Source organism: Streptomyces sp. SYSU D01066-1 (assembly GCF_054956795.1).
In genome coordinates, this window is record NZ_JBUDHV010000005.1 from 189,193 (window position 1) to 204,461 (window position 15,269).

At 73.1% G+C, this 15,269-nt stretch carries 10 protein-coding genes; 8 read left to right on the forward strand and 2 right to left on the reverse strand.

Translation table 11 applies throughout. The features are described from left to right. Positions 1–22: 22 nt before the first annotated feature. Positions 23–712, reverse strand: a complete 690-nt coding sequence (locus ACY1JF_RS07595; protein WP_462704213.1) for a DUF1707 SHOCT-like domain-containing protein — start codon at positions 710–712, stop codon at positions 23–25. A 154-nt stretch (positions 713–866) separates the two neighbouring features. Between ACY1JF_RS07595 and ACY1JF_RS07600 the strand changes: the two genes are divergently transcribed. From ACY1JF_RS07600 to ACY1JF_RS07615, 4 genes are all read left to right on the forward strand, one after another. After that, positions 867–2,534: a fumarate hydratase gene (locus tag ACY1JF_RS07600; RefSeq protein ID WP_462704214.1), complete on the forward strand. Its 1,668-nt coding sequence runs from the start codon at positions 867–869 to the stop codon at positions 2,532–2,534. Between the two features lie 272 nt (positions 2,535–2,806). Further along, complete coding sequence (locus tag ACY1JF_RS07605) at positions 2,807–4,192, forward strand: class II fumarate hydratase (RefSeq protein WP_462704215.1); 1,386 nt, start codon at positions 2,807–2,809, stop codon at positions 4,190–4,192. A 124-nt stretch (positions 4,193–4,316) separates the two neighbouring features. Continuing rightward, complete coding sequence (fomD, locus tag ACY1JF_RS07610; RefSeq protein WP_462704216.1) at positions 4,317–5,015, forward strand: cytidylyl-2-hydroxypropylphosphonate hydrolase; 699 nt, start codon at positions 4,317–4,319, stop codon at positions 5,013–5,015. Between the two features lie 271 nt (positions 5,016–5,286). Continuing rightward, entirely contained in the window at positions 5,287–7,362 is a 2,076-nt protein-coding gene (locus ACY1JF_RS07615; RefSeq protein WP_462704217.1) for a SpoIIE family protein phosphatase, read from the forward strand. Between the two features lie 198 nt (positions 7,363–7,560). On the opposite strand, the gene ACY1JF_RS07620 is transcribed toward ACY1JF_RS07615, so the two are convergent. Continuing rightward, a complete protein-coding gene (locus ACY1JF_RS07620) occupies positions 7,561–9,858 on the reverse strand; it encodes a transglycosylase domain-containing protein (RefSeq protein ID WP_462704218.1) in 2,298 nt (765 codons plus the stop codon). 413 nt (positions 9,859–10,271) lie between these two features. Here ACY1JF_RS07620 and ACY1JF_RS07625 point away from each other — a divergent pair, with 413 nt between their 5' ends. From ACY1JF_RS07625 to ACY1JF_RS07640, 4 genes are all read left to right on the forward strand, one after another. Beyond that, a complete protein-coding gene (locus tag ACY1JF_RS07625; protein WP_462704219.1) occupies positions 10,272–10,796 on the forward strand; it encodes a PadR family transcriptional regulator in 525 nt (174 codons plus the stop codon). Continuing rightward, the gene (locus ACY1JF_RS07630) at positions 10,793–11,485 is read left to right on the forward strand and encodes an ABC transporter ATP-binding protein (RefSeq protein WP_462704220.1); all 693 of its coding nucleotides are present in this window, start codon (positions 10,793–10,795) and stop codon (positions 11,483–11,485) included. The genes ACY1JF_RS07625 and ACY1JF_RS07630 overlap by 4 nt, the downstream gene beginning before the upstream one ends. Beyond that, positions 11,482–13,812, forward strand: a complete 2,331-nt coding sequence (locus ACY1JF_RS07635; protein ID WP_462704221.1) for an ABC transporter permease — start codon at positions 11,482–11,484, stop codon at positions 13,810–13,812. Before ACY1JF_RS07630 ends, ACY1JF_RS07635 begins: the two co-directional genes overlap by 4 nt. Positions 13,813–14,709: 897 nt before the next feature. After that, positions 14,710–15,264, forward strand: a complete 555-nt coding sequence (locus ACY1JF_RS07640) for a peroxiredoxin (RefSeq protein ID WP_462704222.1) — start codon at positions 14,710–14,712, stop codon at positions 15,262–15,264. Positions 15,265–15,269: the final 5 nt, after the last annotated feature.

A 15,269-nucleotide genomic window follows, 5' to 3' on the forward strand; every position in this document is an offset into this window, starting at 1 on the left:
CGCGGGCTCCGCGGGGGCGACGTCAGCGCCCCAGGTGCTTGCGCACATGCCGGTCGACCTTGCGCTGCGCCCGGTCCAGGATGTCCACCACCCGGCTGCCCCGCTTCGGGCGGGCCTCGACGCTGCCCAGCACGGCCCAGCCGTCCACGTGGACCACGGGGGCCTCGGTGTCCGTCGAGTCGGCCGTGTCCACCTCGAAGCTGCCGAGCACGGCGCCGCCCGCGCCGCGCAGCGTCACGTTCTCCGGGACGCGGACCTCGACGCTGCCGAAGACCGAGACCGCCTTGATCACCACCTGCCGGTACTCGAAGACCGCCTCACCCAGGTCGATCTCGACGCTGCCGAAGACCGAGTACGCGTGGACGCGGCGGCCCGCCCGCCAGCGGCCCTTGCGGACGGCGGCGCTGAACACCGCGACCACGCGGTCGTCCGGGTCGGCGGGTATCACGCCGGGCGGGGGCGACGGGGCGGCGGCAAACGCGCGCCGCTCGTGGGCGGCGGGCAGGTCCCGTACGAACACGTCCAGCTCGCCGACGGTCCTGGCGGCCAGCACGCCCTCGACGCGCTCGGCGTGCTCCTCGGCGGTGAGGCGCCCCTCGGCGAGCGCCTCGCGGAGCATGTCGGCGATGCGGTCGCGGTCGGCGTCCGAGGCGCGCAGCTCGGTGACGGGAGCCGGGACGTCCTGCTGCGGGGCGTGCTTCTGAAGGTCCACGGCAGCAGCGTACCGAAACGCGATAGATCGCGACTACCCCTTGGCCGCCCCTACTGAGGACAACCTCACAAGTCCGCCCTCTCCAGCAGGTTCTACGCTGGTGGACGCCGCCAATGGAGGCCAGCGGCCGTCTGTCGAGTGAGGAATGGGCGAGATGCCTGAGTTCGTGTACACCGATCTGCTCCCCCAGGGAGAGGACACCACCCCGTACCGGCTGGTGACCTCCGAGGGTGTCTCCACCTTCGAGGCCGACGGGCGCACGTTCCTCAGGGTGGAGCCGGAGGCGCTGCGCAAGCTGGCCGAGGAGGCGATCCACGACATCCAGCACTATCTGCGCCCCGCCCACCTGGCCCAGCTCCGCCGCATCATCGACGACCCCGAGGCGTCGTCCAACGACAAGTTCGTCGCGCTGGACCTGCTGAAGAACGCGAACATCGCGGCGGCGGGCGTCCTGCCGATGTGCCAGGACACCGGCACGGCGATCGTGATGGGCAAGCGCGGGCAGAACGTGCTCACGGCGGGCGGCGACGAGGAGGCCCTCTCCCGCGGCATCTACGACGCCTACACCAAGCTCAACCTGCGCTACTCCCAGATGGCCCCGCTCACCATGTGGGAGGAGAAGAACACCGGCTCCAACCTCCCCGCGCAGATCGAGCTGTACGCGACCGACGGCGACGCCTACAAGTTCCTGTTCATGGCGAAGGGCGGCGGCTCGGCCAACAAGTCGTTCCTCTACCAGGAGACGAAGGCCGTCCTGAACGAGGCCTCCATGATGAAGTTCCTGGAGGAGAAGATCCGTTCGCTGGGCACGGCCGCCTGTCCGCCGTACCACCTGGCGATCGTCGTCGGCGGCACGTCGGCCGAGTACGCGCTGAAGACCGCGAAGTACGCCTCCGCGCACTACCTCGACGAGATCCCCGCCGAGGGCTCGCCGCTCGGGCACGGCTTCCGGGACAAGGAACTGGAGGAGAAGGTCTTCGAGCTGACGCAGAGGATCGGGATCGGGGCGCAGTTCGGCGGCAAGTACTTCTGCCACGACGTGCGGGTGGTGCGGCTGCCGCGGCACGGGGCGTCCTGCCCGGTCGCGATCGCCGTGTCCTGCTCCGCCGACCGGCAGGCCGTCGCGAAGATCACCGCCGAGGGCGTCTTCCTGGAGCGGCTGGAGACCGACCCGGCGCGGTTCCTGCCGGACACGACGGACGAGCACCTCGACGCCGGCGGTGACGTCGTCGAGATCGACCTCAACCAGCCGATGGACGCCGTCCTCGCCGAGCTGACCAAGTACCCGGTCAAGACCCGGCTCTCGCTGACCGGCCCGCTGGTGGTGGCCCGCGACATCGCGCACGCCAAGATCAAGGAGCGGCTGGACGCGGGCGAGGAGATGCCGCAGTACCTGAAGGACCACCCGGTGTACTACGCGGGTCCGGCCAAGACGCCCGAGGGGTACGCGTCCGGGTCCTTCGGCCCGACGACCGCCGGGCGCATGGACTCCTACGTGGAGCAGTTCCAGGCGGCGGGCGGCTCCAAGGTGATGCTCGCCAAGGGCAACCGGAGCAGGCAGGTCACCGACGCGTGCGCCGCGCACGGCGGCTTCTACCTCGGGTCGATCGGCGGGCCCGCGGCGCGGCTGGCGCAGGACTGCATCAAGAAGGTCGAGGTCGTCGAGTACGAGGAGCTCGGCATGGAGGCGGTCTGGAGGATCGAGGTCGAGGACTTCCCGGCGTTCATCGTCGTGGACGACAAGGGCAACGACTTCTTCCAGGACCCCGCGCCGCAGCCGACGTTCACGTCGATCCCGGTGCGGGGGCCCGGCCTGGCGTAGGGCTCCGGAGCGGCGGCGGGCCGGTTCCCGCCCCCGCCGCCCCGGCCCCTCCCGGTTCCCGCCCCCGGGGCTCCGCGCCGGCCGGATGGGGCGGGTCCCGGCTCGCGGCCCCGGACCGCCGGACCGGCCGGACAGCCGCCCCGCCGGACCGGCCGGACAGCCGCCCCGGCCACCGACCGGAATCCGCCCCGTCCGGACCGCCGGACGGGGCGGATTCCGGTTCCGGCCCCGCCCGGCGGAACAACCTCCCCTCGCCGTTCGCTGTACCGGACATGAGCGACTACCGCATCGAGCACGACTCCATGGGCGAGGTCCGCGTCCCCGTCGACGCCAAGTGGCGGGCGCAGACGCAACGGGCCGTCGAGAACTTCCCCGTCTCCGGGCAGCGGATCGAGCGGGCGCACATCGAGGCGCTCGCCCGCATCAAGGGGGCCGCGGCGAAGGTCAACGCCGAGCTGGGGGTCCTGGACGAGGACATCGCCGGCGCGATCCAGGAGGCGGCCGGCGAGGTCGCCGAGGGGAAGTGGGACGCGCACTTCCCGGTCGACGTCTTCCAGACCGGCTCCGGCACCTCGTCCAACATGAACACCAACGAGGTCATCGCCACCCTCGCGACCGAGCGGCTCGGACGGGACGTGCACCCCAACGACCACGTCAACGCCTCCCAGTCGTCCAACGACGTCTTCCCGTCCTCCCTCCACATCGCCGCGACCGCCGCCGTCAGCCGGGACCTGATCCCGGCCCTGGAGCACCTGGCGGCGGCCCTGGAGCGCAAGGCGGAGGAGTTCGCCGACGTGGTGAAGTCGGGGCGTACGCACCTGATGGACGCCACCCCGGTGACCCTGGGGCAGGAGTTCGGCGGGTACGCCGCCCAGGTGCGGTACGGCGTCGAGCGGTTGCGCTCCTCGCTGCCGCGGCTGGCCGAGCTGCCGCTGGGCGGTACGGCGGTCGGGACCGGGATCAACACGCCGCCCGGGTTCTCCGCCGCCGTCATCGAGGAGGTGGCCCGCGTCACCGGGCTGCCGCTGACCGAGGCGCGGGACCACTTCGAGGCGCAGGGCGCCCGGGACGGCGTCGTCGAGACCAGCGGGCAGCTGCGGACCATCGCGGTCGGGCTGACGAAGATCGCCAACGATCTGCGGTGGATGGCGTCGGGGCCGCGCACCGGGCTCGCGGAGATCTCGCTGCCCGACCTCCAGCCGGGGTCGTCCATCATGCCGGGGAAGGTGAACCCGGTCATCCCGGAGGCGGTGCTGATGGTCGCCGCGCAGGTGGTCGGCAACGACGCCACCGTGGCGACGGCGGGCGCGGCCGGCAACTTCGAGCTGAACGTCATGCTGCCGGTCATCGCCAAGAACGTGCTGGAGTCCGTGCGGCTGCTCGCCAACGTCTCGCGGCTGCTGGCCGACCGGACCGTGGACGGGATCGTCGCCCACCGGGAGAGGGCCCGCGAGTACGCCGAGTCCTCGCCGTCCGTGGTCACGCCGCTGAACAAGTACATCGGGTACGAGGAGGCCGCCAAGGTCGCCAAGAAGGCGCTGGCCGAGCGGAAGACGATCCGCCAGGTCGTGGTGGAGGGCGGGTACGTGGAGCGCGGCGACCTCAGCGTGGAGCAGCTCGACGAGGCGCTGGACGTGCTGCGGATGACCCGTCCCTGACCGGCGCGTCCGGCCGGCCCGCGCGCCCTCCCCGGTGCCCCGGTGCCCCGGTGTGACGGTGTGACGGTGTGACAGCGTGACGGATGCCGCAGCGCCGGGTGCCCGGGGCACCTAATATCTGTCCATGGCAGACGGTGAAGCGGTGAACACGGCGGTGACGGGGACGGACGCGCGGGCGGTGTCCTGGGCACCCGGCAGCCAGATCCTGTGGCGCTACCGGGAGAACGGCGGCCCGCACCCGCACATCGCCCGCCCCGTCACCGTCGTGCGCGACGAGGCCGGTCTGCTCGCTGTCTGGCTGGCCCCCGGCACCGAGTGCGTCAAGCCCGTCCTGGCCGACGGCACGCCCCCGCACCTGGAGCCCCTGTCCACGCGCTACACCAGGCCCCGGACCGTGCGGCGCGACCGCTGGTCCGGCACGGGTGTGCTGAAGCTGGCCCGGACCGGCGAGCCCTGGTCGGTGTGGCTGTTCTGGGACCCCGGCTGGCGGTTCAAGAACTGGTACGTGAACCTGGAGGAACCGCTGGTCCGCTGGTCCGGCGGGGTCGATTCCGAGGACCACTTCCTGGACATCTCCGTCCATCCGGACCGCAGTTGGCACTGGCGGGACGAGGACGAGTTCGCGCAGGCCCAGCGGGACGGACTGATGGACGCGGCCCTCGCCGGGCGGGTGCGGGAGGCGGGGCGGGCCGCGGTGGAGGTGATCCGCGCCTGGGGGCCGCCGTTCTCGGAGGACTGGCAGCACTGGCGCCCGGACCCCGCGTGGCCGGTACCGGTCCTCCCGGCGGACTGGGATCGCACGCCCGCGCACGTGTCATCGTGAGACCCTTGATACGCCCCCGGGCAACAAACGTAGGATCGTCCTCCGCAAGGGCTCGCGGTGGCAACAGGCGTGGCACGCGCAGGGCTTGACCGAACGTCACCGAGGGGCGGCAGGACGTGAGCGAGGGGTACGAGGGCAGGGATCACCGCAGGCCCGGCAGGAGTCCGGGAACAGCCCCTGGCCGCGCGGGAATTCCGTTCCCGGGGCGCGTGTTCCGGGTATCGGGAATTCTGCGGGACGAACTGCACGCGCGGCGCGCAGTCGCGGACGGATGGATTCGACACGCGTGACGGAGCACCCGATCTCCTTCGAGCGCCCCCAGGCGGGCAACGACCCCACGGACCCCCGCGGGGCGCTGTTGCGCACCCCGGCGCCACCGCACGCCCCCGACGCCCCCGAAGGCGCCCCACCGGCCCAGGATCACGCCGGGGACGTCCCGCCGCCCGCCACCGCGGACGACGGTCCGGCCGGCGTCTTTGAGCACGCCCAGCCGGGCACCGAGCAGCCGGCCGGGCCCGAGGCGCACCGTCCGCGGCCGGTGCCGGAGGGTGTCCCGGCTCCGCCCGGCGGTGTCCCGGCGGAGCAGGCCGGGGCCGAGCGGCGCAGCGGGCAGCCGCTGCCGCCGGGACGGCCCGCGCCGATGCGGCGGGACGGGGACCGGCTGCGGTTCGTGGGCGCCGCCACCCGGCGGATCGCCCGGGGCATGGACCTGGACGAGATCGTGATGGGGCTGTGCCGGGCGACCGTGCCGACGTTCGCCGACGCGATCCTGGTCTATCTGCGCGAGCCGCTGCCGGTCGGTGACGAGCGGCCCACCGGTCCGCTGGTGCTGCGGCTGCGCCGCACCGACCGCATCCCGGCCGAGCGGGACACCGAGGGCGGGTTCATGCCGTCGGTCCAGCCCGAACCGGCCGACCTGGAGGCGGTCGGCGCGGAGTTGTGCGAGGTGCGGCCGGGCAGCGCGCTGGCGGAGGTGCTGCGCGGGGTGCGGCCGGTCTTCACGGACGCGCCCGCGGTCCGCGCCGCCCTGCCCGAGCTCCTGGGCACCCTCAGCGACCTCCCGCTGCCCGAGGGGCAGCGCGCCGTGCTGGCGCCGCTGCGCGGCCGGCGCCGGGTGATCGGGGCCGCGCTGTTCCTGCGCCGTCCGGAGCGGGCCGCCTTCGAGGCCGACGACCTGCTGGTCGCCGCGCAGCTCGCCACGCACAGCGCGCTGGGCATCGACAAGGCGGTGCTGTACGGCCGCGAGGCGTACATCGCCGACGAGTTGCAGCGCACGATGCTCCCGGAGAACCTGCCGCGCTGCACCGGCGTCAAGCTGGCCTCCCGCTACCTCCCGGCCGCCGAGACCGCCCGGGTCGGCGGTGACTGGTACGACGCGATCCCGCTGCCCGGCAGCCGGGTCGCGCTGGTCGTCGGGGACGTGATGGGGCACTCCATGACGTCGGCGGCCATCATGGGCCAGCTGCGCACCACCGCGCAGACCCTCGCCGGGCTCGACCTGCCGCCGCAGGAGGTGCTGCACCACCTGGACGAGCAGGCCCAGCGCCTCGGCACCGACCGCATGGCGACCTGCCTGTACGCGGTCTACGACCCGGTGTCGCACCGCATCACCATCGCCAACGCCGGTCACCCGCCGCCCGTCCTGCTGCACCTGGGCGGCCGGGCGGAGGTGCTGCGGGTGCCGCCGGGCGCCCCGATCGGCGTCGGCGGCGTCGACTTCGAGGCCGTCGAGCTGGACGCGCCCGCCGGGGCGACGCTGCTGCTCTACACGGACGGGCTGGTGGAGTCCCGGCTGCGGGACGTGTGGACCGGCATAGAGCAGCTGCGGGAGAAGCTCGCCGCGACCGCCCAGCTGACCGGCCCGGACCACTCGCCGCCCCTGGAAGCCCTGTGCGACGAGGTGCTGGACATGCTCGGGCCGGGCGACCGGGACGACGACATCGCGCTGCTCGCCGCCCGCTTCGACGGCATCGCGCCGAGCGACGTGGCGTACTGGGACCTGGAGCCGGAGGACGCCGCTCCCGGCCGGGCCCGCCGGCTCGCCCGGCACGCGCTGTCCCGCTGGGGCCTGGAGGGGCTGACCGACTCCGTCGAGCTGCTGGTCAGCGAGGTCGTCACCAACGCGGTGCGATACGCCTCCCGGCCGGTGACGCTGCGGCTGCTGCGGACCGACGTGCTGCGCTGCGAGGTCGGCGACGACGTGCCGCAGCTGCCGCGGCTGCGGCAGGCCCGCGCCACCGACGAGGGCGGGCGCGGGCTGTACCTGGTGAACCGGCTGGCCCGGCGCTGGGGCGCGACCCGGCTGTCCACCGGCAAGGTGGTCTGGTTCGAGCTGAACCACGGCTGAGCGGACGGAAGGGCGGGAGAAGGGGGCGGGGGGCCCCGGCGGGGCCCGGGCGCCCCCCCCCCCCCCCCCCCCCCCCCCCCCCCCGCCCCCCCCCCCCCCCCCCCCGCGGCGCGGGGCGGGGGGGGGGGGGGGGGGGGGGGGGCGCCGGGGGGGCCCCGGGCCCCCCGCCCCCTTCTCCCGTCCGCGTCCGTCCGGCGGCTACCAGTCGCCGCCCGGGAGCTCCTCGTCCTCTTCGTCGGTCTCGTCGTCGGTCGGCGGGGCCGTGGTGGTCTCCTCGTCGGTGGGCGGAGGCGTGGTGGTCTCGTCGTCCGGGGGCGGCGAGGTGGTCGTCTCCTCGTCGGTGGGCGGCGCCGACGTGGTCTCCTCGTCGGTCGGCGGAGCGCTGGTCGTCTCCTCCGCGGGCGGCGACGAGGCCGTCTCGGCCGGCGGTGCCGTGGTGCTGGGCGCGACCGCCGCGCCCTGCTTGGTGTCCAGGTCGAACTTGCTGGTCCTGTCCATCACGCCGAAGGTGTACGCCGCCCAGATCTGCGCCGGGAACCCGCCGCCGTTGACGCGCTCCTCGCCGGCCGCGCCGTACATCGCGACCTGGCCGTGGGTCTCGGCGTCCTCGCCGAACAGGCCGACGGAGGTGACCAGCTCGGGGGTGAAGCCGGTGAACCAGGCCGACTTGTTGTTGTCGGAGGTACCGGTCTTGCCGGCCACCTGCTGGCCGTCGCGCATCGGGTTGTCCCGTACGGAGGTCTTGGCCGTACCGTCGTCGACCACGCCGGTCAGCACGCTGGTCACGGTGTCGGCGGCCTCGCGGCTGATGACCTGCTCGCCGATCGGGTCGGGGAACTCGACCACGCGGGAGTTGTGCTCGACGGACTTCACGACGGCCGGGGTGACCTTCTTGCCGTGGTTGTCGAGGGTGGCGTAGACGCCGGCCATCTGGAGCGGGCTGGCGCCCATGCTGCCCAGGGTCTGGGCGGGAACGGCCTGGAGGTCGTCGTCCATGCCGAGGTCGGCGGCGACGTCGACCACCTGGTCCATGCCGACGTCGACGCCCATCTGCGCGAAGACGGAGTTGACGGACTTGTTCATGGCCGTCTGGACGGAGATGTCGCCGTAGTCGACGTCGTCCTCGTTCTCGGGGGCGAAGCCGACCTTGGTGCCGTTCTGCTCGACCTGGCGCTTGCTGGTGCCGTCGTAGATGGTGTTCGCGGTGATCGGTACGCCGTCCTGGGTCTCGGCGTCCTGGTCGACGGCGGCGGCGAGGATGACCGGCTTGAAGGTGGAGGCGGGCTGGTAGTCCTTGCGGGTGGCGTTGTTGACGTAGTGCTTGAGGTAGTCCACGCCGCCGTACATCGCCACGACCGCGCCGGTCTTCGGGTCGACGGAGACGGCGCCCGCCTGGACGTCGGCGTCGACGTCGCGTGCGTCGGCGTCGAGCTTGCCGGTCAGCTGCTCCTCGACGGACTTCTCCAGCGCCGCCTGCTTCTTCTTGTCGATGTTGAGGGTGACGGTCCAGCCGCCCGCCTCGACCATCGCGGCGGCCTGCTCCTTGTCCTCGGCGGTGCCGGCGTCGACGAGCTGGTCCTCCAGCGCGTCGTTGGCCGCGTCCACCAGGTAGCCGTTCTGGCCCTGCATGCCCTCGACGCCCTTGGGCTCCTCGGGGACCGGGAACGTCGCGGCCCGCCGGTCGGAGGCGCTCAGCCAGTCCTGCTCGACCATCTTGTCCAGGACGTAGTTCCAGCGCTCCTTGGCCAGCTTCTTGCCGGTCTCGGTGGCGACCGCCCAGTCGTACTGGCTGGGCGCCTGGAGCAGCGCGGCGAGGTAGGCGCCCTGCTGGACGGTGAGCTCCTCGGCGTCGACGCGGTAGTACGCCTGGGCGGCGGCCTGGATGCCGTAGGCGCCGCGGCCGTAGTAACTGGTGTTCAGGTAGCCGGCGAGGATGTAGTCCTTGGACTTCTGCTGGTCCAGCTTGAGGGAGATGACCAGTTCCTTCAGCTTGCGCGTGACGGTCTGGTCCTGGGTGAGGTAGTAGTTCTTGACGTACTGCTGGGTGATGGTCGAGCCGCCCTGGGCGCCCTTGCCGGAGAGGGTGTTGAGCAGGCCGCGGGCGGTGCCCCTGAGGTCGACGCCGGAGTCCTCGTAGAAGGTCTTGTTCTCGGCGGCGACGAAGGCGTGCTGGACGTCCTTGGGCACCTTGGCGAGGTCGACGATCTCACGGTTGCGCTCGCCGCTGCGGGTCATGACCGTGCCGTCGCTGTACTTGTAGACGTTGCTCTGCAGCGTCGCGTCGGCGTTGCCCTCGGGTATCTGGATCATCATGTACAGCACGACGAAGGCGCCCATGCCGAGCAGGCAGAGCCCGAAGACGGTGCCCAGCACCTTCTTCCAGGTGAAGAGCCGGCGTATCCGTCCCTTGCCGTCCGCGGCCGGTGGACGGCGGCGCCCCGGCGCCGCGCGGCGTCCGCCACGCTGCCGCGCTCTTCTCTCTTCCGCTCGTCCCATGAACCCGTTCCGCTCCGCTTCGTTCGTGTGTGCTCACACGTCACACAGTTTCCGTCAGCAGGTCAGCGTAAGAAGCTAGCACCGCCAGGTATGACAAAGAGTCGCCGATCCAGCCTTTTGGGGACGTGAGAATCAGCACCCCCTCCCCTGGAACCGACGTACGGGAGGGGCCGGGGGTTGTCGCGGTGGCGCGAACTGACCGCACATGTCACATACGTCACCGCCGGCGCTCCCCTGGACCGCCGCGCCCCCGCCGCCGCCTCCCGGCCCCCGCCCCGGGCGGCGGCGAGCGGATCGCGGGAGCGGTGACAGAACTGTGACAACCCGCCGCGACCTGCGGTGCCGCATCCCCGCCGGGGGCCGGGCGCCGCATCTATACACACTGCGTATACACCGTGTGTAGAGTGCGCGGCATGTCCATCGGTCACACTCTGCTCGGCCTCCTGGAGTCCGGGCCCCGCCACGGTTACGACCTGAAGCGGGCCTTCGACGAGAAGTTCGGTCACGACCGGCCGCTCCACTACGGCCAGGTCTATTCGACGATGTCCCGCCTGCTGAGGAACGGCCTCGTGGAGGTCGACGGCATCGAGGCCGGCGGCGGCCCGGAGCGCAAGCGGTACGCGATCACCGACGCCGGCGTCACCGACGTGGAGCGGTGGCTGGTGACGCCGGAGAAGCCGGAGCCGTACCTCCAGTCGACGCTGTACACCAAGGTCGTCCTCGCCCTGCTCACGCACCGCGACGCCGCCGGCGTCCTCGACGAGCAGCGCGCCGAGCACCTGCGGCACATGCGCGTCCTGACCGACCGCAAGCGCAAGGGCGACCTCGCCGACCAGCTCATCTGCGACCACGCCCTGTTCCACCTGGAGGCAGACCTGCGGTGGCTGGAGCTGACCGCGGCACGCCTCGACAGGCTCCGTACGGCGGTGGCCCCGTGACGACCCCTCCCCCCGGCTCCCTGCTCACCGCGCGGGACCTGCGCAAGGCGTACGGCCCGACCCTCGCCCTCGACGGCGCCGAGTTCTCCGTCCACCCCGGCGAGGTCGTCGCCGTGATGGGGCCCTCCGGCTCCGGCAAGTCCACGCTGCTGCACTGCCTGGCCGGCATCGTCCCGCCCGACTCCGGCACGGTCACCTACGACGGGCACGAGCTGTCCGCCATGAACGACGCCCGGCGCAGCCTCCTGCGGCGCACCGAGTTCGGGTTCGTGTTCCAGTTCGGCCAGCTCGTGCCGGAGCTGACCTGCGTGGAGAACGTGGCCCTGCCGCTGCGGCTGAACGGCGCCCCCCGCAAGGAGGCCGAGCGGACCGCGCTCGGCTGGATGGAGCGGCTGGAGGTCGACGACCTCGCCGAGAAGCGGCCCGGCGAGGTCTCCGGCGGCCAGGGGCAGCGGGTCGCCGTGGCGCGGTCGCTGGTCACCGGTCCGCGGGTGCTCTTCGCCGACGAGCCCACCGGCGCCCTGGACTCCCTCAACGGCGAGCGCGTGATGGAGCTGCTCACCGAGGCCGCCCGGTCCACCAACGCCGCCGTCGTGCTGGTCACGCACGAGGCACGGGTGGCCGCTTACTCGGACCGCGAGATCGTCGTGCGGGACGGGAAGTCCCGGGACATGGAGCGGGTCGTATGAACGTCCGGCAGTGGGGCCGCGACCTGGCCCTGGGCGTCCGGTTCGCCCTGGCCGGCGGGCGCGAGGGCTGGATCCGGGCGCTGCTGACGGCCGTCGGCGTGGGGCTCGGCGTGGCGCTGCTGCTGCTGACGACGGCGATCCCGAACGCGCTCTCCGCCCGGCACGACCGGGAGGACGCCCGCACCGACATCTCCTGGCTGGAGACCGCCGTCCCCCCGAAGGGGAACGACACCCTGCTGGTCGCGGACCTCGACACGGAGTTCCGGGACCAGGAGATCCGGGGCCGCGGGATGGAGCCCGAGGGGCCCGGCGCACCGGTGCCGCCCGGCCTGGACAGCGTGCCCGCCGAGGGCGAGATGGCCGTCTCCCCCGCGCTGAGAAAGCTGCTGGAGTCGGACTCCGGGAAGCTGCTGCGCGAGCGGCTGCCGGACCGGATCACCGGCACCATCGCCGAGGAGGGCCTGGTCGGCTCCCAGGAGCTCGCCTTCGTCCGCGGCGCCGGGGGACTCGCCGCGCACCTCGGCGGCTACGGCGTCACCCGGATCGACCACTTCGGCCCCGCCGACAGCACGCCGGACGAACTGGACCCCGTCCTGCTGCTGCTGATCCTCGTCGTCTTCGTGGTGCTGCTGATGCCGGTCGCCGTGTTCATCGCCACGGCCGTGCGGTTCGGCGGCGAGCGACGCGACCGGCGGCTCGCGGCGCTGCGGCTGGTCGGCTCCGACACCCTGATGACCCGGCGGATCGCCGCCGGCGAGGCACTGGCCGGCTCGGTGCTCGGACTGGTCTTCGGCACGGTCTTCTTCCTGCTCGGCCGGCAGCTCGCGGGCCGGGCCGTGGTGTTCGACGTCAGCGTCTTCCCGAGCTACCTGAACCCCTCGCCCTGGCTGGCGCTGCTGGTGGCGGTGGCCGTCCCGGCGGCGGCGGTGCTGGTGACGCTGCTGGCGCTGCGCGGGGTGGTCATCGAGCCGCTCGGCGTGGTCCGCACGGCCCGGCCGGCGCGGCGCCGGCTGTGGTGGCGGCTGCTGCTGCCGCTGGCCGGTCTGGCCATGCTCTCCCCGATGCTCGGCCAGGGCCGCGACAACGGCGCCTTCAACGAGTACCTGGTGGTCGGCGGTGTCGTCCTGCTGCTGGTCGGCGTGACGGCGCTGCTGCCGTGGGTCGTGGAGCGGTTCGTCGCCCGGCTCGGCGCCGGCGGGGTCTCCTGGCAGCTGGCGGTGCGGCGCATCCAGGTGAACAGCGGCACCGCGGCCCGCATGGTCAACGGCGTGGCGGTGGCCGTCGCCGGGGCGATCGCCCTGCAGATGCTGTTCGCCGGGGTGGACGACGACTACACCAGGAGCACCGGCCAGGACGTCACGCGGGCGCAGATGCAGGTGACCCTGTCGGACGCCGCGGAGCCCTCCGCGGCAGCGGAGTTCGGCTCCACCCCGGGCGTCGAGCACGTCTACGCCTACTCCGAGGGCGCCATCGGCGACCGGCCCGAGAATCCGGAGGACTCGGAGCAGGTGACGGTCGGGGACTGCGCGGCGCTGCGGCAGGTCGTCCGGCTGGACTCCTGCGCGGACGGCGACGTCTTCGCCGTGTTCGACACCCCGTGGGACTCGGCCATCGGCACGCTGGCCGAGCCGGGACGGCGGCTGTACTTCGAACCGTCGTACGGCGACTCCCCGGGCGCGCGGACCGCCTGGACGGTGCCCGAGGACGTCAAGGAGGCCGGTGAACACGTCGGCCTGACCAACAACACGACGACGGGGTTCCTGTTCACCCCCGGAGCGCTGGACGCCGAGGCCCTGTCGAATCTGCGCACGGAGGTCTACCTGGGGCTCGACCAGTCGGTGCCGGACGTCCAGGAGCGGGTGCGCAACACCGCCGCGGCCGTCGACCCGCTGTCCCGCGTCTCGGTGTGGTCGTCCACCACGCGCAGCGAGAGGTTCACGGCCGTCCGCACCGGCCTGTTCGTCGGCGCCGCCTGTGTGCTGGCGCTGATCGGCGCGAGCCTGCTGGTGACCCAGCTGGAGCAGCTGCGCGAGCGCCGCAAGCTGCTGTCGTCCCTGGTCGCCTTCGGCACCCGGCGCCGCACCCTGGGCCTGTCGGTGCTGTGGCAGACGGCGGTCCCGGTCGCGGTGGGCCTGCTGCTCTCCGCCGTGGTGGGGCTGACGCTCGGCACGGTCCTGCTGAAGATGACCGGCACCCCGGTCCGGATCGACTGGCCGAGCCTGCTGTCGATGACCGGCGTGGGCGCGGCGGTCGTCCTGGCGGTGACGCTGCTCAGCCTGCCGCCGCTGCTGCGGATGCTGCGCCCGGACGGCCTGCGCACGGAATAGGCCCGCGCGGAATGGGCCCACGCGGGAGGGGCCCGTGCGGAACCGGCCCGTGCGGGAGGGGCGCGTACGGGAGGGGCCCGTGCGGAATGGGCCCGCACCGGACGAGGCACAGACCGGCCGGGGCGCGGGACGCCCCCCGTGGCCGTCGGGCCAGTGGCCGGGCGGGGTGGCCAGGACGGCGGCCTGGTCGAGGAGCGCGGGGCCGGTGACGCCGGGCACGCCGTGGGGGCGTCCCCTGCCGGGTCCGTCCGAGTCCGTCCGAGTCCGTCCGGGGCGGGGAGGGACGGTGAGGGGCAGCGGATCCGGCGGCCGGAAGCGGGCCCGCCCGGCGGGCTCGCGGACCGCTCCCCGTGCTCCCGGGGGCCGGGGCCCGCCCGGCGCCCGGGTGCCGGGCGCAGCACGGCCGGCGGCACGTACGGCGTGACGGTCGGGCCGGCGCAGGGCGCCGGTGGCCGGGGCGCGCGGGGCCGCGGCCGCCTCCGCCGGCGCCTCCGCCGGCGCCTCCGGCTGCCGCGGTGCCGCCTTGGCCCGGAGCAGAAGCCGTTCACCCTCAGGAGTGAACAGCGCTCTGCGCGTCGTACGCGCGACGAGGGTGGCGCCGGATGTCCTCTCCAGGCCGGGACGGCTTCCGGGAGCGCGGGCCGGCGCGTGCCGATCGCCGCGGCGGCGGCGCGGAAGCGCAGGTGCGCGGCGATCGCGGCGACCGCGCGGAGCGGGGCGGGACCGGACGGGGCCGGGCCTCCCGGGCTTGTCGCCGGCCGTACCGACAACCGCCCGCGGTCAACCCGGCCGCGTGTGACTGTTTCCGCGTTCAGCGTGCCCTGTGCCACCATCGCACCCGTCCAACCCATGGGAAACGCCTGCAAACCGGGCGCTCCCGCGCTGCAAGGAGAGCGTGTGCTCGCTGTCGGTGACAAGTTCCCCGAGTTCGAACTGACCGCCTGTGTCTCGCTGGAGAAGGGCGAGGAGTTCAAGCGGATCGACCACAAGACCTACGAGGGCAAGTGGAAGGTCGTCTTCGCCTGGCCCAAGGACTTCACCTTCGTGTGCCCGACCGAGATCGCGGCCTTCGGCAGGCTGAACGAGGAGTTCGCCGACCGCGACGCCCAGCTCCTCGGCTTCTCCGGTGACTCCGAGTTCGTCCACCACGCCTGGCGCAAGGACCACCCGGACCTGACCGACCTGCCGTTCCCGATGATGGCCGACTCCAAGCACGAGCTGATGCGCGCGCTCGGCATCGAGGGCGAGGACGGCTTCGCACAGCGCGCGGTCTTCATCGTCGACCAGAACAACGAGATCCAGTTCACCATGGTGACCGCCGGCTCCGTCGGCCGTAACCCCAACGAGGTGCTGCGGGTCCTCGACGCCCTCCAGACGGACGAGCTGTGTCCGTGCAACTGGTCCAGGGGCGACGAGACCCTCGACCCCGTCGCGCTGCTGGCGGGGGAGTGAGCTGA

What these genes read in the sequence shown, in the direction of transcription:
- ACY1JF_RS07620 (WP_462704218.1), bottom strand. Translation starts at nt 9,858, where the DNA reads ATGGGACGAGCGGAAGAGAGAAGAGCGCGGCAGCGTGGCGGACGCCGC.
- fomD (WP_462704216.1), top strand. Translation starts at nt 4,317, where the DNA reads ATGGCAGACGGTGAAGCGGTGAACACGGCGGTGACGGGGACGGACGCG.
- ACY1JF_RS07615 (WP_462704217.1), top strand. Translation starts at nt 5,287, where the DNA reads ATGGATTCGACACGCGTGACGGAGCACCCGATCTCCTTCGAGCGCCCC.
- ACY1JF_RS07635 (WP_462704221.1), top strand. Translation starts at nt 11,482, where the DNA reads ATGAACGTCCGGCAGTGGGGCCGCGACCTGGCCCTGGGCGTCCGGTTC.
- ACY1JF_RS07600 (WP_462704214.1), top strand. Translation starts at nt 867, where the DNA reads ATGCCTGAGTTCGTGTACACCGATCTGCTCCCCCAGGGAGAGGACACC.
- ACY1JF_RS07605 (WP_462704215.1), top strand. Translation starts at nt 2,807, where the DNA reads ATGAGCGACTACCGCATCGAGCACGACTCCATGGGCGAGGTCCGCGTC.
- ACY1JF_RS07625 (WP_462704219.1), top strand. Translation starts at nt 10,272, where the DNA reads ATGTCCATCGGTCACACTCTGCTCGGCCTCCTGGAGTCCGGGCCCCGC.